15 protein-coding genes are annotated in these 21,837 nt (G+C 65.5%); 4 read left to right on the top strand and 11 right to left on the bottom strand.

The features are described from left to right. Positions 1-106 precede the first annotated feature (106 nt). Positions 107-1,351 carry a DUF819 family protein gene (locus FVD38_RS22280; RefSeq protein ID WP_147936808.1) on the top strand — a complete coding sequence of 415 codons (1,245 nt, stop codon included), beginning with the start codon at positions 107-109 and terminating at the stop codon, positions 1,349-1,351. Between the two features lie 43 nt (positions 1,352-1,394). Here FVD38_RS22280 and FVD38_RS22275 read toward each other — a convergent pair whose 3' ends face one another. Next, complete coding sequence (locus FVD38_RS22275; protein WP_147936807.1) at positions 1,395-2,912, bottom strand: BCCT family transporter; 1,518 nt, start codon at positions 2,910-2,912, stop codon at positions 1,395-1,397. Between the two features lie 278 nt (positions 2,913-3,190). Here FVD38_RS22275 and FVD38_RS22270 point away from each other — a divergent pair, with 278 nt between their 5' ends. Next, the gene (locus FVD38_RS22270) at positions 3,191-4,132 is read left to right on the top strand and encodes a helix-turn-helix domain-containing protein (protein WP_147936806.1); all 942 of its coding nucleotides are present in this window, start codon (positions 3,191-3,193) and stop codon (positions 4,130-4,132) included. Here the strand turns inward: FVD38_RS22270 and FVD38_RS22265 are convergent. The 5 genes from FVD38_RS22265 to FVD38_RS22245 all read right to left on the bottom strand — a co-directional run bounded on the left by FVD38_RS22265 (position 4,119) and on the right by FVD38_RS22245 (position 12,864). Next, complete coding sequence (locus FVD38_RS22265) at positions 4,119-4,664, bottom strand: PEP-CTERM sorting domain-containing protein (RefSeq protein ID WP_187271675.1); 546 nt, start codon at positions 4,662-4,664, stop codon at positions 4,119-4,121. The genes FVD38_RS22270 and FVD38_RS22265 overlap by 14 nt on opposite strands. Positions 4,665-4,858: 194 nt before the next feature. Next, positions 4,859-6,151, bottom strand: a complete 1,293-nt coding sequence (locus tag FVD38_RS22260; protein ID WP_147936804.1) for an MFS transporter — start codon at positions 6,149-6,151, stop codon at positions 4,859-4,861. Further along, the gene (locus FVD38_RS22255) at positions 6,148-8,550 is read right to left on the bottom strand and encodes a family 20 glycosylhydrolase (RefSeq protein ID WP_147936803.1); all 2,403 of its coding nucleotides are present in this window, start codon (positions 8,548-8,550) and stop codon (positions 6,148-6,150) included. The genes FVD38_RS22260 and FVD38_RS22255 overlap by 4 nt, the downstream gene beginning before the upstream one ends. Before the next feature lie 50 nt (positions 8,551-8,600). Further along, a complete protein-coding gene (locus tag FVD38_RS22250; RefSeq protein WP_147936802.1) occupies positions 8,601-11,240 on the bottom strand; it encodes a TonB-dependent receptor in 2,640 nt (879 codons plus the stop codon). A 244-nt stretch (positions 11,241-11,484) separates the two neighbouring features. Further along, positions 11,485-12,864 carry an HD-GYP domain-containing protein gene (locus FVD38_RS22245; protein ID WP_147936801.1) on the bottom strand — a complete coding sequence of 460 codons (1,380 nt, stop codon included), beginning with the start codon at positions 12,862-12,864 and terminating at the stop codon, positions 11,485-11,487. Between the two features lie 170 nt (positions 12,865-13,034). Here FVD38_RS22245 and FVD38_RS22240 point away from each other — a divergent pair, with 170 nt between their 5' ends. After that, a complete protein-coding gene (locus FVD38_RS22240) occupies positions 13,035-14,618 on the top strand; it encodes an FAD-dependent oxidoreductase (RefSeq protein WP_147936800.1) in 1,584 nt (527 codons plus the stop codon). 95 nt (positions 14,619-14,713) lie between these two features. Here FVD38_RS22240 and FVD38_RS22235 read toward each other — a convergent pair whose 3' ends face one another. Further along, on the bottom strand, positions 14,714-15,235 hold the full coding sequence (locus FVD38_RS22235) for a hypothetical protein (RefSeq protein ID WP_147936799.1): 522 nt from the start codon (positions 15,233-15,235) through the stop codon (positions 14,714-14,716). A gap of 183 nt (positions 15,236-15,418) precedes the next feature. Next, positions 15,419-16,558, bottom strand: coding sequence for a serine hydrolase domain-containing protein (locus tag FVD38_RS22230; protein WP_229493913.1), 1,140 nt, complete (start codon positions 16,556-16,558; stop codon positions 15,419-15,421). A gap of 170 nt (positions 16,559-16,728) precedes the next feature. On the opposite strand from FVD38_RS22230, the gene FVD38_RS22225 reads away from it, so the two are divergent. Beyond that, entirely contained in the window at positions 16,729-17,715 is a 987-nt protein-coding gene (locus tag FVD38_RS22225; RefSeq protein ID WP_147936797.1) for an LLM class flavin-dependent oxidoreductase, read from the top strand. A 168-nt stretch (positions 17,716-17,883) separates the two neighbouring features. Here the strand turns inward: FVD38_RS22225 and FVD38_RS22220 are convergent, their stop codons facing one another. The 3 genes from FVD38_RS22220 to FVD38_RS22210 form a co-directional block, all read right to left on the bottom strand. Next, positions 17,884-18,183, bottom strand: a complete 300-nt coding sequence (locus tag FVD38_RS22220; RefSeq protein WP_147936796.1) for a helix-turn-helix domain-containing protein — start codon at positions 18,181-18,183, stop codon at positions 17,884-17,886. 104 nt (positions 18,184-18,287) lie between these two features. Further along, complete coding sequence (locus FVD38_RS22215) at positions 18,288-18,878, bottom strand: isochorismatase family protein (RefSeq protein ID WP_147936795.1); 591 nt, start codon at positions 18,876-18,878, stop codon at positions 18,288-18,290. Between the two features lie 78 nt (positions 18,879-18,956). Then, entirely contained in the window at positions 18,957-21,734 is a 2,778-nt protein-coding gene (locus FVD38_RS22210; RefSeq protein WP_147936794.1) for a M16 family metallopeptidase, read from the bottom strand. Positions 21,735-21,837: the final 103 nt, after the last annotated feature.

Genomic DNA, 21,837 nt, shown 5'->3' with positions numbered 1-21,837 from the left:
ATTTTGATGCCGTAAAGACATGATTTTTAAGGTAAAAAATGTAGAATGCGCCGTCCGCCCCCGTCGAGACGGGACAGCCATCTTCCTCCTTCACCTGGACCCACGAATGCAGAATGCTTCCCCGCTGGTCACCAACGATGCCGTCGTCCTCGGCATGCTGGCCGTCATCCTCGGCGCCGTCTTCTGGAGCGCTTCCCGCAAATCCGGTTTCTGGCACAAGTTCTATACCTACGTGCCGGCCCTGCTGCTGTGCTACCTGATCCCGGCGCTGCTCAACACCGCCGGCATCGTCGACGGCAATGCCTCCGGCCTGTACCCGATGGCGCGCGACTATCTGCTGCCGACCGCGCTGGTGCTGCTGTGCGTGGCGATCGACTTCGGCGCCGTGCTGCGGCTCGGCCCCAAGGCCATCGTCATGTTCCTGACCGGCACCCTGGGCGTGATGCTGGGGGCGATCGTATCCTTTGTCGCGATGGACTTCATCCATCCCGAGACCGTGGCCGGCGACACCTGGCGCGGCATGACGACCATCACCGGCGCCTGGATCGGCGGCGGCGCCAACCAGGCCGCGATGAAGGAAGTGTTCGAAGTCGACGCGACCCTGTTCGGCCAGTTCGTGGCGGTCGACGTGCTGGTCGCCAGCCTGTGGATGGCGGTGCTGCTGTTCCTGGCGGGACGGGCCCAGGCCTTCGACCGCTGGACCGGCGCCGACGTCTCCGCCATCAACGCGCTCAAGGAAAGCATCGAGCATTACCAGGCCGAGCACGCGCGCATTCCAACGCTCACCGACGTGATGGTGGTGCTGGCCGTGGGCCTGGGCGCGACCGGCCTGTCGCATGCGCTGACCGGGCCCACCGTCGCCTGGATCTCGAGCCTGCCGGCCGAATGGCGCCTGCAGGACTACAGCCTGACCTCGAGCTTCTTCTGGATCGTGGTGTATGCCACCACACTCGGCCTGCTGCTCAGCTTTACGCGGGCGCGCAAGCTGGAAGGCGCCGGCGCCTCGACCATCGGCTCGGCCATGCTGTACATCCTGGTGGCGACCATCGGCATGCACATGGACCTGAACGCCCTGCTCGACCGCCCGTGGCTGTTCCTGCTGGGCCTGATCTGGATGGCGGTGCACGGCGGCCTGATGCTGCTGGTGGCCAAGTTGATCCGGGCGCCGCTGTTCTTCATGGCGGTCGGCTCGCAGGCCAATATCGGCGGCGCCGCCTCGGCGCCGGTGGTCGCCAGCGCCTTCCATCCGGCGCTGGCCCCGGTCGGGGTGCTGCTGGCGGTGATCGGTTATGCGCTGGGCACCTACTGCGCCTACATTACCGGCCTGCTGCTGCGCGCGCTGGCCACGTAAGACTTTCGCGCGCCCCGTCCGGGGCGCGCTTTCCTTCTCTTCCTTATTTCTCGACCATCTGGCGCATGCGGCGGCGCAGTTCGCGCTCGCGCTTCTCGTGCGCCGTCCAATCCTCGCACACGGCGCGGTGGAGCGAGACCATCATCAGCACGATCACCACCGTGAACGGCAGGGCGAACACGATGGTCGCCGTCTGCACCGCCTTCAGGCCGCCGGCCAGCAACAGGCTGATCGCGATGCCGGCCACCAGGGCGCCCCACATCAGCTTGGACTTGTTCGACGGGTTCGGATTGCCGCCGCTGCTCATCATGCCCAGCACCAGCACCGCCGAGTCGCCCGAGGTGACGAAGAAGATCAGCACCAGCACCGTGGCCACGGCCGACATGATGGTGCCGAACGGCAGCGCGTCGAACAGCGCGAACAGCGCGGTCGAGGTGTCGGCGCGCACGGCGTCCGAGATCGGGATGTGCTGCCAGATCTCCATGTGCAGCGCGGTGCCGCCGAAGATCGAGAACCAGATGAAGGCGGCCAGCGACGGCGCCAGCATGGTGCCGACGATGAATTCGCGGATCGTGCGGCCGCGCGAGACGCGCGCGATGAACAGGCCGACGAATGGCGACCAGGATATCCACCAGGCCCAGTAGAAGATGGTCCAGCTGCCGACCCAGGTGCTGTCGCGGAACGGGGTGGCGCGCAGGCTCATGCGCACGAATTCGGTCGCGTAGCTGCCCAGGGTGCTGGTCAGGGTGTCGATGATGGCGACCGTGGGGCCGACCAGGAACACCACCAGCGCCAAGAGGCCCGCCATGATCATGTTCACGTTCGACAGCAGCTTGACGCCGCGTCCCACGCCGCTGATCGCCGAGGCCAGGAACATGGCGGTCGCGACCAGGATGATGCCGATCTGGGCCGCATCGCTCACCGCCAGCCCGAATACCTTGTCCAGGCCACTGTTGATCTGCAGGGCCCCGACGCCGAGCGAGCCGGCCACGCCGAAGGCGGTGGCCACCACCGCCAGGCCGTTGAACAGGCCTGACATGCGCGCGAAACCCTTCCACGGCAGCGCGCTGATGCTGCTGCTGACAAGGGCGCTGCCGCCGCGGCGGTACTGGAAGAAGGCGATGGCCAGCGCCACCGCGCTGTACACGGCCCAAGGGTGTATGCCCCAATGGAAGAAGGTGAAGCGCATCGCCACGCCGGCCGCTTCGGGCGTGCCCGACGCGGTGCCGGGCGGCGCATCGATGTAGTGCGAGATCGGCTCGGCCACGCCGAAGAACACCAGGCCGATGCCCATGCCGGCCGCGAACAGCATCGAGAACCAGCTGCCGATCGAGAACTCCGGTTCGTCGTCGTCGTCGCCGAGCTTGAGGTTGCCGTAGCGGCTGAAGGCCAGGAACACGGCGAACACGACCATGCCCAGCACCATCCACAGATAGAGCCAGCCGAAGTTGCGGGTGATCGAAGCGAGGGCCGTGTCGAACACCGACCCCATGGTGGCGGGCGAGACCACGCCCCATACAACGATGGCAAGGATGAAACCCGCCGAGAGTGCTGTCTGCATGTGTTCTCCCGAAGACAGTAACGCGCGTCGGCGTTCTTATGTTATGAAATAGTTCATCATTGTAAGTGATTTATTCACTTATTGCAGCGCAGCAGGATTTCTTGCGTGATGATCGATCTTATACTTTTTGCACGAAAATGCATGTACAGTTGCGCAAGCTCATACTGTTGTCGTGGATACACACAGTTCGCCATGTCCAGGCATTTGGCCGCATAATTGATTCAGTTTTGTAATGACATTATGCGATGTCCGCTCCCGCCCCTCCCAGCGTCTCTTCCATGCCACGCACGCGCATCGACTCGCGGCCCGTCGGGCGGGCGACGGCGCGCGATTCGCGCCTGTATGAGGTGATGGACCTGATGCTCGACTCGGTCGGCGACCCGCTGGCCCTGGGCAGCCTGGCCGCCTCGGCCAGCTATTCGAGCTACCACTTCGACCGCATCTTCCGCGAACTCACCGGCTTCTCGGCGGTCGAATACCAGCGCAAGCGCCGGCTGCGCCGCGCCGCCCACCTGTTGCGCCATGAGCCGGACGTGCCGGTCGGGCGCATCGCCCAGGATTGCGGCTTTCCATCCAATGCGGCCTTCTCCAAGGCCTTCCGCCAGCAGTTCGCGATGTCGGCCAAGGAATGGCGCGACGGCGGCTGGCGCGCCTATATGGACGCCCAGGTCGGGCGCGAGAGCGACGTCAGTTTCTTTGTGGCCGAACCGAGCAACCTGGCCGCCCTGCAGGCGCCCTACTGCCCGCCCGAACCGGGCAGCATCGCCGCGCGCGTCACGGTGCGCCAGTTGCCGGCGCTGCGGCTGCGCTACCAGCGCTTCTTCGGCCAGTCAGGCGCGGCGCTGTCGCTGGCCTGCAATGCCTTCATTTGCGAGCACGAACGGGCCGGCGGCGTGGCGCGCGGCACGTCCTGGTACGGTGTGTTCGATGAAGACCCGGGCTTTACCGGCGAGCGTGAATACTGCTACGACTTCGGCATCGCCGACGACACGCTCGACGATCCCGCGCTCGGCCTGCGCGTGCTGCCCGGCGGGATGGTCGCGTGCCTGGAGTTTGCAGGGGAATGGCCGCGCTTTCGCGCGATGTACGAAGACTGGCTCGAGCAACAGACCGTGTGGCGCCTGGACGCCACGCGCCCGCACATCCAGCGCGTGCAGCGCGGCGCGGCGGGCGACGATGGCTGGCAGGGCTGGCTCGCCCTGCCGGTCAAGAAACGCTAGCAGCCCGGTTTGCCGGCTTGGTGCGCCGGCGCGACATCCAGGCCAGGGCGCCAAGCGCCGGCAGGAGTAATGCGGCCGTCGCCGGTTCAGGCACTTCGGCAGCTGCATTGGTCAGCGATCCCGACGTCACACGCCGAACCGTGCCGCAGTTGTTGCACTCATAGGTCGACAATTTATGGAGAGCGAACGAGGCATCCGTTGCATTCAATGAGGTCAGCAACGCGATAATGAAATAGCGTCGGTTGTCATTCGTCATCACCATGAAATGACTGGGTCCATAGATGCTGTAATCATACAGTTGACTATTGGTCCCGTTGTAATCGAAGGCAGAAAGGACGCCTTGTTGGGTCGAGATGGCATAGTCGAGGAAACGATGTGCCTTCGTGTCGAAATTGACAAACCCGGTGGCGACGGTATTGTCGGTAAAGGTAACGCCGTCAAGATTGAACTTGATGATTGCCGCATGCGCAGGGAGCGCAGCGCCGACAAGAAGGAAGCCGGAAACAATCGCGGCGCGGATGGTGTTGTTCATCAGGAGATTCCGTTGGAAGTGGATGGTTATCGTTATACAAGCGAGTTTCCAATTAGCAATTACCATTGCCATCATAGAAAGTCCAGCAAAAACAATCACTTACAACCTGATTTTTGACGCGCCTCTAACAATGTGTAAGGTTTGTCGACAAATACGATTCCTGATGACGAGAAAATCTCGAGACGCACTGCCCTTTACTTCTCCGTTCTGGCGGGGGCCATGCGCATGAAGCGGCTCAACACCAGCACCGGCACGCTGGCCAGCAGCACCCACAGGAAGAAGTCGCGATAGCCCAGCGCCTGCTGGATGTCGCCGCTGATCGTGCGGAACAATACAAAGCCCAGCTGCATGAAGCCGGTGCCCAGCGCGTAATGGGCGGCCTGGTAGTGGCCGCTGGCCACCACCTGCATGATGAACAGGATCACGCCGACGAAGCCGAAGCCGTAGCCGAACATCTCGATCCCCAGCAGGCCGACGATCAGCGGCATCGATTCGGGCTGGGCATGGCTCAGGTACCAGAAGGCGGCGTTCGGCAGGTTCATGGCCAGGATCAGGATCGGCAGCGCGCGCTTGAGGCTCAACCAGGCCGTGAAATAGCCGCCGGCGATACTGCCCACCAAAAAGGCGGCGGTGCCGACGGTGCCGTAGGCCCAGCCCACTTCGGCGGTGGTGAGCCCCAGGCCGCCGACCTCGCGCGCATCGCGCAGGAACAGCGGGCCGATCGACTGGATCTGCCCTTCACCGGCGCGGAACAGGATGATGAACAGGATCGCCATCCAGATGCCGGGCTTGGCGAAGAAGGTCTTGATCACGTCCACCAACGTGTGCCCGATGGCGCCCAGGCTGCGCGCCGCGCCGCCTATCTTTGGCGTGGCCGGCAGCGCGCGTATGTGATACAGGCCGAGCAGCGCCATCAGCCCGCCCAGCAGCAGGAATACCGTGGTCCAGGCAGCCTCGATGCCGAAGCGCTGTTCCAGCGCTCCCGCCAGGATCAGCAGGCCGCCCAGCGAGATGAACTTGGCAGCGTTGAAGAAGGCGCCCTGCCAGCCGGCATAGGCGGCCTGCTCGCGCGCGTCGAGGCTGGCGATATAGATGCCGTCGGCGACGATGTCGTGGGTGCTCGAGGCCAGCGACACGATCGCCAGCAGTGCGATGCACAGGGCAAACCACATGGGCAGCTGCAGCGCCAGGGCCACCAGCGCCAGGCAGGCGCCGCCGATCAGCTGGCAGGCGACCACCGCCAGGCGCCGGCTGGGGGCGAGTTCCATGAACGGACTCCACAAGGCCTTGAAGGCCCAGGCCAGGCCCAATAAACCGGTCCAGCGGGCGATCTGGTCGTTCGGCACGCCCATGCTCTTGAGCATCTGGCCGGCCACCAGCGCCACCGCGTAGAACGGCAAACCCTGGGCCAGGTACAAGGTCGGGACCCAGGACAGCGGATGGCGGCGTTCGATCTTGGCGACGGGAGCGTCGTTCATCGCGGTCATGGCAATTCCAGGTTCAGGGTGACGATGCGGCTGGCGCGGCCACGGGTGTCGACGCTGGCCAGCTTCACGCTGCGGCTGCCGGCGAGCGGCACCGGCGCCGTGTAGCGCGGGCTGTGCGCGCCGGGCGCGCTGCCATCCAGAGTGTAATGCACGGCCAGGCCCGGCAGGGCGATATTCGCATGCAGCCGGCCCTCCTTGACCACCGCGCCGGGCGGCGGCAGGCGGTAGGCCCAGGGTTGCGGCTGACGGTCCAGGCGCGGTAGCTCGCGCTGGCCGAGGCGGTTGGCGAATTCGTTCCAGTCGGCGGCCAGTTCATCGGGATGCTTCCAGCCCGGATCCGCGCTCCAGGCCCGTTCGGCCAGGCCGATCAGGCGCGGCAGCGCCAGGTACTCGACCCGCTCGCGCGAACGCGCATTCTCGCCCCACAGCTGCCCTTGCAAGCCCTTGATGCGCCCGCGGCCCGCGGGGTCGAGCGGTGCCAGCGCCGCCACCCGCTCCGGCGCGGGCGCGCGGCCCATCGCGTCATGCTGAGGCAGCAGCGGCGCATCGAGGGGAACCGTGCCGAAGGGCTCACGCGTATCGACGAAGCCGGCCCAGTAATAGCCCGGTTCCTGAGGATGCTTGGCGTAGGCGAAGTCGAAGTACAGGCTTGCAGCGCTGGACAGCACCACCTCGTGGCCGTCATTGGCCAGGCGGTTGGCGCAGTCTTCCTGCCCCGAACCCCAGCCGTTGTTCCAGACGTAGACGTCTTCGCCCTGCCCTGCGCCGTTCGAGGTCAACGCGGTCTCTTCCCAGCCGCTGAAGGCGATGCCGTGACGCGCCAGGATCGCGCGGCAGCGCGCCTGGAAGTCGTCGCGCAACTGGCGCGCCTCCAGCCAGCCGTGTGCGCGCATGCGCGCCTGGCAGGCCGGTGAGCCGAGCCAGGCGCCGACCGGGACCTCGTCGCCGCCCGTGTGCAGCACGTGCAAGGGTGCGCCGGCTTGCCGGTACAGCGCCGCGACCTCGGCGACCACGGTGTCGATGAAGCGGTCGACCGAGGGCAGCGCGATGCACATCACGTTGTCGTGCCACAGCTGCACCGATTCGTAGACCGAGGAATCGTGCGGATCGCTGAGCAGGTATTCTTCGGCGCCGGCGACATCGCCCGCCGCCATCAAGCGCGCATGGCGCACCCGCATCGCCTCGACCGCCGCGCGTGCGTGGCCCGGCATATTGAATTCGGGGATCACCTCGATGTGCAGGCGCTGCGCGTGGCGCAGGATGGCCACGAATTCGTCGGCCGTATAGAAGCCACTGCCGCCGGGCGCACGGGTGTCGGCGCCGGAGCCGAACGATGGCGGCAGGCAGGGCTGCTCACCCGGCGCGGGCACGCCGCGCCGGGCGCCGACCTCGGTCAGCTCGGGCAGCGCCGCGATCGCCAGGCGCCAGCCTTCGTCGTCGGTCAGGTGGAAGTGGAAGCGGTTGAGTTTATAGGCCGCCATGCAGTCGAGCAGGCGCAATACCGTGTCGACGCTGGAAAAATGGCGCGCCACGTCGAGCATCATGCCGCGGTAGGCGAAGCGCGGCGTATCCACGACCTTCCCGCATGGCAGCGTGCCGTCCTGCCCCAGCAGTTGGGCCAGGCTTTGCAGGCCGTTGAAGACGCCGTGCGCGCCGGCGCCGCGGACCAGGACGAGGTCGGGCGCGATCTCCAGCAGATAGGCTTCGGCTTCCATCCCCGGATCGGTTTCGAGTACGATGGATGCGCCGCCTTCGCCCTCGGGCAGCGTTGCCAGGAGCGAACGCAGATACGCCGCCTCGTTATCGAGGTCCACGCCGCTGTCGATCGGCGTCGAGCGTCGGAGCATACAGCTGCGCGCATCGAAGCGCGCCATGCGCGGACGCGGCGTGATGCGGCCAACAGCCTCCTGGTCCAATAGCGACAGCGCGTCGTTCTGCGCATAACGCCAGGCCGCATCGGCCGTCGGCAGCAGGTCGCCGCGCATGCGGTGGCGCTGCTCCGGCAACACGAAGGGAGCGATCTCGGGATCGCCCAGGTCGAACGCCCTCCCCGCCGCATCCAGCAGATAGAAACCCAATGGCGCATCGGTAATGCTGATCGCCCAGTGCAGGGATTCGTAGACGATCTCGTATTCCTGACCGGGCAGCCATTCGCCCCCGTCGGGCAGCTCCAGGCTGAACAGGTCGCCGTTCAGGTGAGTGGCGCGAAAACCCGCGCTGACCGTCTCGGGCAAGATCTTGCGGCAGGTGTTGAAGCACAGGGTCCAGCCTGACGCGATCGCGTCGCGGCCGTCGTTGCGCAGTGTGAGCCGCGCCGTGAACGCGTCGTCGCGCGTGAAGTTGGAGAGGCATTCCCAGGCGATCGCGATCGCCGGGCCGCCGTCTGGTCGGTACGTCATGGGATGTATTCCAGGTTGGGGAGGCGCACGCGGCGCCTCCCCTTGGTGACTTACAGCTTGCCGCGCAGGCCGAGGTAGAAGGTGCGGCCGTTCGAGTAGAAGGCGCGCGGCCGGTCCTCGTTCTCGGCGTACATCTTGATGGTCTCGTTGGTGAGGTTCAGCGCATCGAAGGTCAGCGTCAGCCTGTCCGTCAGCTTGACGTTGACCGAGGCCGCCAACGACGGCATGTCGTCCACGTGCTGGCTGGCGCCACGGTCCACGCCGGCCTTGTACTTCGAGCGCCAGTTATAGGCCAGGCGCGCCGAGAAGCGCTCGTTCTCGAAGTAGCCGGTCACGTTATAGGTGTTCTTCGAGGAGTTGAGCAGCTCGCCGCCATCGTCCAGCTCACCGTCGGCATAGGTGTAGTTGACCAGCATGCCGAAGTTGTCCAGGAAGGGCTGCTGCCAGCTCAACTCCACGCCCTTGTTCTTGCCGCTGGTGTTGTAGGGCGACGTGATCAGGTAGTCGGTGAAGGTCTCGCGCTTGTTGTTGTAGTAGTTGCCGGTTGCCGTACCCTGGGCCACGATCGAACGCAGGTCCATGTAGAACAGGCCGGCCGACAGCAGCGCCTTCGGCGCGTAATACCACTCGGCGCCGATGTCGAAGTTGGTCGAGCGCACCGGGTCGAGATTCACGTTGCCGCCGCTGCCGCTCAGCGCGTCGTCGTTGAGCGAGACCGAACCGCCCAGCGCGCTGTAGTCGGGCCGCGCGATGGTCTTGGCCAGCGCGGTGCGCAGGGTCAGGTCGGGCGTCACGTTGTACTTCAGGTTGGCGCTCGGCAGGTAGTCGCGGTAGGTGCGCTCGAAGGTGGTCGGGGTGTAGGGACCGAAGGCCGAGCCGGTGATCGGCGTCGGGCCGCCCGGCAGGTTGACGATCGTGCGCTGGCGCGTCTCGATCGCGCGCAGGCCGATATTGCCGCTCCAGCCATCGCCGCCGAAGTCGACCATGCCGTACAGCGCCGTCGTCTTCTCGGCCACCTCGAACTCGTTCATCCAGTTATGGCGCAGCACGTAGTCGAGCAGGCGGTTGCCGGGGATCGCGCCCCAGGCGCCGAGCGCGGCGCCGTCGTACTTGAAGTAAGGGATGCCGCTGTAGCCGCCGATGTCGCTGCCGAAATCGCTCGGATACATCTGGCCGCTCCAGGCCGGCTGCGGATTGGTGAAGCCGACCGGGCCGGGACGGGTTTCGAGCGGATGCTCGGCGGTGCGCTTGTGGTCGGTCCAGCGGGCGCCGAAGCGCAGCGACTGGAAGGTCGGATTATCCAGGCGCAGCTCGCCATCGAGCTGGGCGTATTCTTCCTTGTCCACCGATTGCGATTCGCCGCCGCCAGCCCAGGCGGTCGAGCCGGGCACGGCGGTGTTGCCGCCGGGGTAGCTGACCGAGGCCGGCGACAGGCCGTTCAGGGCATAGACCATGCCGCCATCGACGTTGTTCTGGTAATAGACGTCGTCGCGGTCCCAGCCCACGCCATGAGTCTTGCCGACCTTGCCCGACAGGCTGAAGCGTTCGCTAACGCGCCACTTGCCGTTGAAGTCGAGATACCACGATTCGCCGCCCGCATCCGGACGGTAGATATTGTCGACCTCGCCCGCATTGCGGGTGAATTCGGCGCCCACCAGGGTGCCGTTGCGCACCACCGGATTGATCGGGATCAGGCCCAGGCTGTTGATCGAGTTGGCCGGCGCCGCCAGCGAGTTGGTGTTCTGGTGCGGCGCTTCCAGTTTCGAATAGAAGCCGTTCAGGTCCAGCGTCAGGTCTCGGTTGGGACGCACCTCGATGTCGAAGGCGCCGCCTTCGCGCTTCTTGGTCTGCTCGAACAGGGCCGCGCCGATAAAGGTCGGCACCACCACGCCAGCCAGCGCCGGGTTGGCGATGGCCGCCGCGCTGGTCGCGCTGATCGGGGTGTAGCCCAGGATTTCCTGGCCGTCGCGGCGCACGCTGGCCTTCTCGGAGAAGCCCTGGAGCAGGATGCCGGCGGTATTGGCGGCGTTCTTCCAGCTCACCAGGCCCGACAGGTGCGGCTCGGTCTTGCCCGACAGGTCATTGTAGTTGGCCTGCACCGAACCCTCGACCGTCAACTGCTGCTTGAAGTCGAGCGGACGGCGCGTGATGACGTTGATGGCGCCCGAGACGCCGCCTTCGACCAGGTCGGCGGTGGGGCTTTTCTGGACCACGATCGAGCCCACCAGCTCGGACGGCAGCAGCGAGAAACTGCTGGAGCGGCCGACGTTGCCGCCGATCTGGTTCAGCACGAACCAGTCGCCGGTGCTGATCGCATGGCCGTTGAACAGGGTTTGCTGCAGGCTGGGGCTGGTGCCGCGCAGGCTGACGCGGTCGTTCTCGCCGAAGCCGCCCTCGCCGCCGGCGGACGATTGCGTGTTCACGCCCGGCAGGCGCTGGATCGCATCGGCCACGTTTTTATCGGGCATCTTGCCGATGTCTTCGGCGGTCACGACCTCGACCACGGCATCGGCGTTGCGCTTCTGGCGCAGCGACTGCTCGAGGGCGGCGCGCACGCCGGTCACCACCACCGTCTGCGGTCCGGCGATGGGCGCCTCCTGTGCCTGCGCCTGTCCCATCGACATCGCCACCCCTGCCACCGCCGCCGCAATCGCGGTGCGCTGGTACTGCCGTGCCATCAACTCGTTCATGTGCTTCTCCAAAGCCAGATTGGTTGTTCTCACCCGCGGTCGCGACTTCCTGGACGTTCGGGCGTCTCTTGATGTCTATTTATGAAACACATTCTGGCGGCATCCAACGCACTGGTTTTGTCAAATCTTGCTATCCAATCTGCAATTTTTCATCATGATGACATCTGCATGTGGCAGGCTGAGGCGCGCGTATGCCTTCCCGCCCGGCCGGGCAGGAAGGCATACGACTGGCGACAAGAGAAGATCAGGCGGCGGTGAATGCCGCCTTGGCCATGGCGCGCTTGAGCGCGTCGAAGCAGGCGGGGTCGAGCGCGGTCCCGACCGTCTTTTCCATCATCTCGAGCGCCTGGGGAATCGGGATGGCGCCGCGGTAGGGACGCTCGGCGGTGATGGCGTCGAAAATATCGGCGGTGGTAATGATGCGGGTTTCCAGGCGAATCTCTTCGGCCGCCAGGCCACGCGGATAGCCGCCGCCGTCGAGCCGCTCGTGATGGGCGCCGGCGATCGCGGCCAATTCGGAGAACGCCGCGATGCGGCCGAGGATGGTCTCGGTGAACTCGGCATGCTGGCGTACCGCGTCCCACTCGGTGCGGTCGAGCGAGCCCGCCTTGTCGAGCACGCTGTTGCTGACGCCGAGCTTGCCGACGTCGTGCAGCAGCGCACCACGCTTGAGCCAGCGGCGGCGCTGCGGCGACAGGCCGAGCGCTTCCCCGATCATGTCGGTATACAGCGCTACCCTGGTGCTGTGGCCGCTGGTATAGGGACTCTTGGCATCGACCACCTGGCCGAAGGCGGCGGCGATATCGTCCAGGTAGTCCTCGTCGAGCGCGACTTCGTGGCCGGCAGGCTCCAGCGCCAGGATGGCGCAGTCGATCTCGGGGCTGGCCAGGATCTGCCAGAACGCATCGTCTTGCGCACAGGTTTTGAATGCCGCCACCAGGTGCGGATCGAACCAGCTGCCGGCCCGCGCGCCGGCTTCGCGCAGCGCCGCCGCCCGCCCGCCGGCCGTATGGAACACGTCGATCACCTGGGCCAGCAGCGCAATGCGCGCAATGACCGGGATGGCTTCGCCAACGAGCTGGGCCGGCTTGCCCTTTCCGTTGAAGTGTTCGTCGAGTGAGTAGATGCCTTGCGCCACGCCTTCGGGAAAACGCAGCAGGCGCGCGATGTCCGCGCCGCGCTGGCAGCGGGTGGCGATCAGGCCCTGTACGATCTCGGGACCGTCGCGCAGGATCGTCATCACGCTGCGAAAGCGTTCCGCCAGCCCGGCCTTCAGCCCGGTGTGCTTGAGCACGAAACCCAGCACCTGCGGGAGGCTGTCGCCCACGGTCTTGAAGTCGCGCTTGAAGTCCAGGTCGTCGGTGAGATAGAGCTCGCAGATGCGGGCCGCGTTGCTGCTGCAGCCGAGATCTTTCAGCAGCAGCGCGTAATACAGTTCCCACAACTGCGGCTCGGAGAGGCCGGCGGCGCGGCCGATGTGCATGCCAATCCAGCAACAACGCACGCAATGTCCCGCCGGCTGTCCCTCGGTGATGTCGAGCGCATAGCTCAGCGCCCCGATCAGTTCGGAGAGCTTCATGGCGCTTGGCAGCAGGGTTTCCGGGGGAACGGCGAGCAGCCTCATTTTAATTCCGGTATGCAATAAGAGTGGATACTAAGCCATAAAAGTCGCGATGCGCACGCCCTCCGCCAGAAATCCCCTGCGATGCGGCAATGACGCCACATCGTGCACCCTGCTTCGTGTCGGCGCGCTAGACTGGCTTTCACAATTGGCGGAAATCGGTGGACTTGATCATGCGCGGCGCGACCAACGGCAGCTCGACTTCGCTCTGGATGGACACCGCCATGGTGCCCGTCTTCCCCCCGCTCGTGGGAGCGCAGGAGGCCCAGGTGTGCGTGATCGGCGCCGGCATCGCCGGCCTCACCGCCGCCTACCTGCTGGCGCTTGAAGACAAGGATGTCGTCGTCGTCGACGCGCTCGGCGTCGGCGCCGGCGAGACCGGCCGCACCACCGCCCATTTCTTCCCGCCCGACGAGTGGTATCACGGCATCGAACGCCGCTTCGGCCGCGCCCAGGCGCGCCTGGTGGCGGGCAGCTATGCCCACGCCCTGCAGATGGTCGAATCCATCGTGCGCACCGAAGGCATCGCCTGCGAGCTCGAGCACCTGGATGGCTACCTGATAGCGCGCGATGCGGGCGACGGGCCGCGGCTCGAACGCGAATGCGACGCCGCCGTACGCGCCGGCGTGCAGGCCGAGATGGTCGCTGGCGTGCTGGGCCTCAGATTCGAGACCGGCCCCGCCGTGCGCTATCCGGGCCAGGCCCAGTTTCATCCGCTCAAATACCTCGACGGCCTGGCACGCGCCTTCATCCGGCGCGGCGGCCGCATCCATGGCGCCAGCCACGCCCACCGCATCCGCGGCGACCACCGGCGCCAGGTCGTCTCCCTCGACCATGGCGAGATCCGGGCGCGGGACGTGGTGGTGGCCACGCACACGCCGTTCAACGACCGCGTCGTGATGCACACCAAACAGGCCGGCTACCGCAGCTATGTGATCGGCCTGCGGGTGCCGCACGGCACACTGCCGCACCTGCTGCTATGGGACCTGGGCAGTCCCTATCACTATGTGCGGCTGGCGTCCGGCATCGACGGCGATGAGGTGCTCATCGTGGGCGGGGCCGACCACAAGACGGGCCTCGATGCGCATCCCGGCCACCGCTACGACGAGCTGGAACGCTGGGCCCGCGAACGCTTTCCGATGGCGCGCGAACTGGCCTGGCGCTGGTCGGGCGAGGTGATGGAACCGAGCGACGGCCTGGCCTTCCTGGGCCGCAACCCGATGGACGACGACAACGTCTACCTGATCACGGGCGACTCCGGCAACGGCATGACCCACTGCACCATCGGCGCCATGCTGGTGACCGACCTGATCATGGAGCGGCCGAATCCCTGGACTGCGCTGTACGACCCGGCGCGCAAGCCCGTGCACGGACTCGGGGAATTCGCCAGCGCACAGGCGCATGTGGCGGCGCGCTACGGCGACTGGCTGCGCGGCGGCGAAGTCGATTCGGTGCAGGCAATCCCGCCCGGCGAAGGCGCGGTGCTGCGCGACGGCTTGCGCCGGGTGGCAGTGTATCGCGATCCCGACGGGGAACTGCATGCGCTGTCGGCCAGGTGCACCCACCTCGGTTGCGCGGTGCACTGGAACGGCGCCGAGGAGTCATGGGACTGCCCCTGTCACGCCTCGCGCTTCGATATCGAGGGTAATGTGCTGCACGGCCCGGCGCCGACGCCGCTGGCGAAGGTCGCGCTGGCGGCTGGCGATCCCCCGCCGCCGCAGGACAGGCGCGGAGGCGCGCGGCGCGGCATGCCTTAGCAGGTCACGTGCGTAAACGCGAACACCGGCGCGAGCCGGTGTTCGGGATGGCGGCCGGGGACGCCGCCGTTGTTGCTGAAGCGCTATCGGCTGGATCAGTAGCCGCGGCCGGTCGTGCCAGTCGTACCGGTCGTTCCGGTGGTGCCAGTGGCGCCGGTCGTACCCGTGGTGCCGGTCGAGGTGCCGGTGCGGCCGGTGTCATCCATGGTGCCGGTGGAACCGCTGGTGCCGGTACCCAGCGAACCGCTCGAACCGCTGGTCGTGCCGGTCGTGCCCGTGGTGCCGGTCGTACCGGTGGTGCCCGTGGTACCGGTCGTGCCCGAGGTGCCGCTGCTGGTACCGGTTTTGCTGCGGCGGTCGCGGTCACGCTGGGTTTGTGGATCGGTGCTCTGCATGCTGCCGGTCGCGCCGGTCGACGAGCTGCCGCTGGTCTGGTCGCTCATGGTGCCGGTGCGATCACGCATCGGGTCGGTCTGGACGGTGCCGATTGGGCTGGTCGTCGAGGTGCCGGTGGTGGTGCCGGTGGTGCTGGTCTGGGCGTGGACCGCAGTGGCGCCGAACATGGCGGCGGCAACCGAAGCGCCGAGCATTCCTTTGAGTAGCGTATTCATTTTCATGGTGTTCTCCTCGATGTAACTGATATGTCAGGGGCGATACCCGGTGCAGATGCCACAGTCGGTGGCGTGCTGCGTCGAGTGAGGAGTCCAGCTTACGGTCAAGCTACGGATGGGAGCGCACGGTAGCCGCGCGGAAACACATCATCTTCTTTTAATTTTCGCTATCTCGTGCTTATCTTTCGCTTATTGCAGAGCTCCACGGGCAACCTGAGCAGAGAGCGTGCCGAGCTGCGTGTATAGCGGCAGCACCACGCTGCCGTCGTCCGGATAGACCCGGTTCGACAGGAAAACATAAAAACTTTGTGACTGCGGATCGACCCATAGGATGCATCCGGTGAAGCCGGTATGGCCGTAACTGCCGAGTGGATAGAGATCGCCGCGCGGACGCTTGGCATACGGCGAGTCGATGTCCATGCCCATGCCTCGCAGCGCCGCGATGCCGGGCGGCGACTGCACCGTCGTCAACAGGCGCACGCTTTCCGGTTTTAATATCCGCACACCATCCAGCGCGCCATTGCCCAGCAGCATACGGCCGAAGCGGGCGACGTCGCCCACGGTCGAGAACACGCCGGCCGAACCGGCCACGCCGCCCATGCGGCGCACGGTTGGATCGTGCACCACGCCTTGCAGCGGCGCACCCGGCGCCAGGTCGCCGTGGGCCGTCGGCAGCTGTGCCGCATCGCTGGCGCCGCGCTGGGTCGGCGCGATGCGCGCCGCCGGCATGCGTTCCAATGGGCGGTAGCCGGTGTCGGCCATGCCCAGTGGGGAAAAAATACGCTCCTGGGCAAAGCGGTCGAGCGGCATGTCCGCCGTGCGCTCGACGAGCAGGCCCAGCAGGATGTAATTGATGTCCGAGTAGCGGAAGAAACTGCCCGGCGTATGGGTTACCGACTGCCCACAGGTCAGGGACAACGCCGCCGCCTTGCCCTGCCACGCCGGCTTCGCCGGCAAGCCGGACTTCAGGCCCGACACATGCGTAAGCAGGTGCCGGATCGTGATCGCATCCTTGCCGCCGCCGGCACATTCGGGAAAATAGCGTATGAGCGGCGCCTCGAGGTCGATCTTGCCCTCCTCGGCCAGCATCAGCACCGCCGGCGCCGTCACCAGCACCTTGCTCAGCGAGGCTGCATCGAAGACGGTCGCGGGCGTGACGGCGGCGGCGTTCTCTTCGTAGCTGAGCCGGCCGTAACCGCGTTCGTACCGCGCACCGCCGCGTTCGAGGTGATACACCGCGCCCGGCAGCTTGCGGGCGGCGATCGCGGCTTCGATGGCGTGGTCGACCGCGGCTACGCGTTCAGGATTGAATGGGGGTTCGGAGGTCATGGCACTCGGCTGGTGGGCGCAGCCGACGAGTAGCATGGCGGCAGAGAAGGTGGCAGAACGCAGGCGAAAACAGTGTCGGGGCATCATGAAGAAATAGTAACCCAAGCAGCGGCCCCGGCGTTTTTGGGTGGCCGCGCACGCGCTTTTTCGCATCGGCGTATCATGGATCCATGATTCCTTTCTCGATACTCGACCTCTCGCCGATCGCTGAAGGCAGCGATGCGGCCACCTCGTTCCAGCGCTCGCTCGACCTCGCACAACATGGCGAACGCTGGGGTTACAACCGCTTCTGGCTGGCCGAACACCACGGAATGCCGGGCATTGCCAGCGCCGCCACCGCGGTGCTGATCGGCCACGTGGCGGCCGGCACCTCGCGCATCCGCGTGGGCGCCGGCGGCATCATGCTGCCGAACCATTCGCCGCTGGTGATCGCCGAACAATTCGGCACGCTCGAGGCGCTGCATCCGGGCCGGATCGACCTCGGCCTGGGCCGCGCGCCCGGCTCGGACCAGACCACGGCGCGCGCCCTGCGCCGCAACCTGGCGTCGGGTGCCGACGAATTCCCGCAAGACGTCGTGGAGCTGATGGATTATTTCGCCGGCTCGACCCGCCGCCCGGTGCAGGCCGTGCCCGGCGCCGGCCTGGACGTGCCGGTCTGGATCCTCGGTTCCAGCCTGTTCGGCGCCCAGCTGGCGGCCCACCTCGGCCTGCCCTATGCGTTTGCCTCGCACTTCGCGCCGCAGATGATGATGCAGGCGATCGACATGTACCGCAGCAACTTCCGCCCGTCGGAACAGCTCGACAAGCCCTACATCATGCTGGGCTTTAACGTGTTCGCCGCGGACACCGACGAAGAGGCGCACTTCCTGGCGACGTCGATGCAGCAAGCCTTCGTGAACCTGCGCACCGGCCGCCCGACCAAGCTCAAGCCACCGGTGAGCGGCTACCTGGAAGCGCTCGACCTGCCCGAACGCATGATGCTCGACAGCGTGCTGTCGTGCTCGGCGATCGGCTCGCGCGTGACGGTGGCCCACCAGCTGCGCGCCTTCATCGAGAAGACCAAGCCGGACGAGCTGATGATCACCTCGCAGATCTACGACCACGCGGCGCGCCTGCGTGCCTACGAGATCACGGCGGATATCCAGCGCGCGGGTTGAGGGTTGTTGGAGGCGGCGCCTGCGGCGCCGCTTGCACCAGCATCGCTGGTGTCTAGCGGAGTTTCTGTACAGTCTCGCTGATACACATGCATACGATCCTTCGAAGCATCAGCATGTGAGAGGCGCGTTGTGCTGGACGATCGATATGAACCTCGAAGTGGCGTCTAGTCATGGCCTTGCTCGCGAATTGCGGCGCAGCCCTCCAGCCAGCCCGGCAGTGTCGATGCTGACATCTGGCGGCAGCTCAATGTGCATTTCGATACCCAGTTGCTTCATGGTCGCGAACAGGACTTCCAGCGCCTTGGTTGATTCGCCGTGTTCCTGTCGCCTCAACAAGGTATGTGATGTGTTAAGGACTTGCGCCAAGTCGAGCAAGGGTATCTTCTGCGCAACTCGCGTTTCACGCATGATAGCGCCGAGTTGCGCGGCAGATTCGATACGCATATGGAAATAAAAGAGTGATTTCACTCCATTATATTCAGAAATAACGCTTAGACTGGCTTAACGAGCGTTTTTGTTCTTTTACGTGATCGTAGAACAGAAACAGATAGTAAAAGAGTGTTTTCACTCTTTTACCCTCCCTGTATCTTTGCCAGCGTTGTGATCAAGGTGCGCGTCGAGCGCACCCTTCCCATTTTCGGGAAGATGTTTTCGCACGCAAAACGGTGAGCATCGGCATCGAAGCTGCTCATCGCATCCTCGGCGAACACCAGCTTGAAGCCGAAGTCGTAAGCTGCGCGCGCAGTCGACTCGACACCGAAATTAGTGGCGATGCCGCCCATGACCAGCGTGTCGATGCCGCGCCGCCGCAGCTGCTGCTCGAGTTCCGTGCCATAGAAGGCGCCCCACTGGCGCTTGACGATGACCAGGTCTTGCGCCTCGACCCCGGCTTCCGGCGCCAGCCACGAGGCATCGGGCGGCGCCGCAGGCGCGCCCTGCGGACGCAGCGGAGAATCGGCCGGCACTTGCGGCAATTCGTTCAGCAACACGTGTATGTAGATGACCAGGCCGCCGCGTTCGCGCATCTCTTGCGCCAGCAACACGCAGTTGCCGACCACGTCCTCGGCGCCATGCGGCGCGAGCTCGTGCTTGACGTTGCTGTTCTGAAGATCGATGAGGACCAGCGCGGTATGCGCCGGGTCCAGTGTGAGTTGTTGGTCCATGAGCATTCCTCCTGCCCATAGTGTCCCCGAAAGCGGACATGCCCGGCGCACAGGCCGGGTATTCTTTCATCGAGACATTTACGGCAGCGGCTTACCGTCCACGTCGATGCGGCGCACCTCGCCCAGGTTCAGGGCGCGGATGTCCTTCTCGACCTTGGCCATGTCGCCCACCACCACCCACACCAGCCGATCGGCCACGAAGCTGCGTGCGGCCAGGGCGTTGGCCTGCTGCGGCGTCAGCGCCAGCGCCTTCTCGGTATAGGTGTTGAAGTAATCCTCGGGCAGGCCGTACTGCAGGATCGTGGAATAAGCGCCGGCCAGTTGGCCGGCGGTCTCGAAGCTGCCCGGCAGGCGCAGGGTTTTATTGTCCTGCGCGAACTTGAGCTCTTCGTTCGCGATCGGCTTGGCGCCGGCAATATTGCGGTATTCGCCCACCAGCTCCTTCAGCGCATCGCCGGTCTTGTCGGTCTGCACCGGCGAGATGCTCACGAACTGACGCTGGCCGATTGCCGGCGACACCTGGCTGCGCACGCCGTACGACCAGTGCTTGTCTTCGCGCAGGTTCATATTGATGCGCGAGCTGAAGGTGCCGCCGAACACGTCGTTGACGAGTTCCAGCGGCAGCGCCTCGGGGCTGTTGCGCGGCGGCGCCAGCTGGCCGCCCAGGATCACGCTCTGCAGCGCGCCGGGACGGTCGACCAGGTAGACCACCGGCGCGGCGCGCGGCGCCACTTCGGCAATCGCTTTCTTCGGCACGTCACCGGCTTTCCAGGCGCCAAACGCTTTCTCGAGCATCGGCTTGATCTCGGCCAGCGTGGTGTCGCCCACCACCAGCAGGTTGGCGTTGTTCGGCTTGAACCAGGTCGCGTGATACTTGGCCAGGTCGGCGCGGGTCATGCGCTTGACGGCGTCCTCGGTGCCAGTGCCGGTGCCCGGCTTGGCGTACACGTGATCCTGGCCGTACAGCAGCGCCGGCGCGACGCGCATCGCGATCGATTGCGGATCGGACTTCTCGCGCGCGATCGCGGCCAGTCGGTCCTGCTGCAGGCGCGCGAACTCATTCTGCGGGAAGGCGGGGTTGAGCACCAGGTCCGAATACAGGTTCAGCGCCTGCGGCAAGGTGGCCTTGAGCGCGTTCATGGAGACGAAAGCGCCGTCGAGGTTGGTGCCGGCGCCAAAGCTCGCGCCCAGGCTTTCCAGCTCTTCGCCGATCTGCAGCGACTTGCGGCTGCCCGTACCTTCTTCAAGCATGCGCAGGGCCAGGCTTGCCACGCCGGGCATGTCGGCGCTGTCCGAGGCGTAGCCGCTGTCGACCAGCATCTGCAGGTTGACGATCGGCGCCTCATGACGTTCGGCCAGCACGACCTTCAGGCCGTTCGACAGGGTGGTGCGCTGCATCGGCGGCAGCTTGAGCGACATCGCCTTGCCGGTGTCCGGCGCCTTGCTGCGGTCCAGGCCGGTTTGCGTGGCGGCCAGGCCGGTCGGGAACGGGTCGATCTGCAGCACGAAGTCGCCGTCGCTGAGCCAGTCGTTCATGGCCTTCTTCACCATGGCCGGGGTGGCGTCCTTGATGCGCTGCAGGTAGACCTTGTAGCAGTCCGGATTGCCGGTATAGGTCTCGCACGAAGCCAGCAGGTCGCTCTTGCCGCCGAAGCCGCCCACGCGCTCGATCATGCGCGTGTACTGGGCCAGGGTTGCGGTCTTGGCCAGGCGCAGTTCGGCGTCCGTGGGACCGTTCTTCATCAGCGCGCGCAGTTCTTCGTCGGCGATGCGTTCCATCTTCTTGACGTCGCCGCCAGGACGCGCGGTCAGCGTCATGCTGAACTGGCCGCCGATTTCGGACGAGCTGTCGCTCGCGGTCGCGCTGGTGGCCAACTGATCCTGGTACACCAGGCGTTTATAGAGACGCGAGGTCTTGCCGCCACCCAGCACGCGCGCGGCCAGGTCGAGCAGCGCTTCCTCTTGTGTATGTGCGCCCGGCACGTTCCAGGTGCGGTAGATGCGCGATTGCGGCACGCGGTCCTGCGCCACCGTGCGATGGGTGCCGGTGCGCTTGGCGATCCAGGCGTCATGCTTGGCCAGCGGCGGACCGGGCGGGATTGCACCGTAGAAGCGCTCGACCTTCTCGCGCGCTTCTTCCGGCGAGATATCGCCCGACAGCACCAGCACCGTGTTGTTCGGGCCATAGTTCTGCTTGAACCAATCCTGCACGTCGGTCATCGAGGCCGCGTCGAGGTCTTCCATCTTGCCGATCACGGTCCAGGAATACGGGTGGCCGGCCGGGTAGGTGTTCGTCGTCAAGAGTTCCCAGGCGATGCCATAGGGCTGGTTTTCGTACTGGCGTTTTTCGTTCTGCACCACGCCGCGCTGAATGTCGAGCTTCTTCTTGTCGACCGTGCCCAGCAGATGGCCCATGCGGTCGCTCTCGGCGAACAGCGCATAGTCGAGCATCGAGGTCGGCACGTTCTGGAAGTAATTGGTGCGGTCCTGGTTCGTCGTGCCGTTGAGGTCGGTCGCGCCGATGCGCTCCATCGCGTTCAGGTAGGTGTGATTGAAGTTGTCGCTGCCGCTGAACATCAGGTGTTCGAACAGGTGGGCGAAGCCGGTCTTGCCCACTTTCTCGTTCTTCGAACCGACGTGGTACCAGGTATTGATCGCCACCACCGGCGTCTTGCGGTCTTCGTGGACCAGCACCGTCAGCCCGTTCTTGAGCGTGAATTTGGTGTACTTGATATCCGGGATCGGGATATCCGGCGTGGCAGCCGGTTTTGCCGGCGCGGCCTGGAGTGAAGACGTGCCAAACGCTAGCGCGAGCGCTGCGGCCAGGCCGATGGTGCGACGAACGGAAACTGCCATGCTGCTCCTCCTGAATGGGTCGGGACGGGAATGAAACGCAGAAGGCGCGCCTCAGGGACGCGCCTTGCAAACATTCATTCTAGGCAGGTTTCACGTTGTCAAC

This window comes from Massilia arenae (assembly GCF_008014745.1).
Lineage (GTDB): Bacteria > Pseudomonadota > Gammaproteobacteria > Burkholderiales > Burkholderiaceae_D > Telluria > Telluria arenae.
The sequence above is the reverse complement of the archived record's forward strand: the minus strand, read 5'-3'. Positions and strand labels throughout refer to the sequence as shown.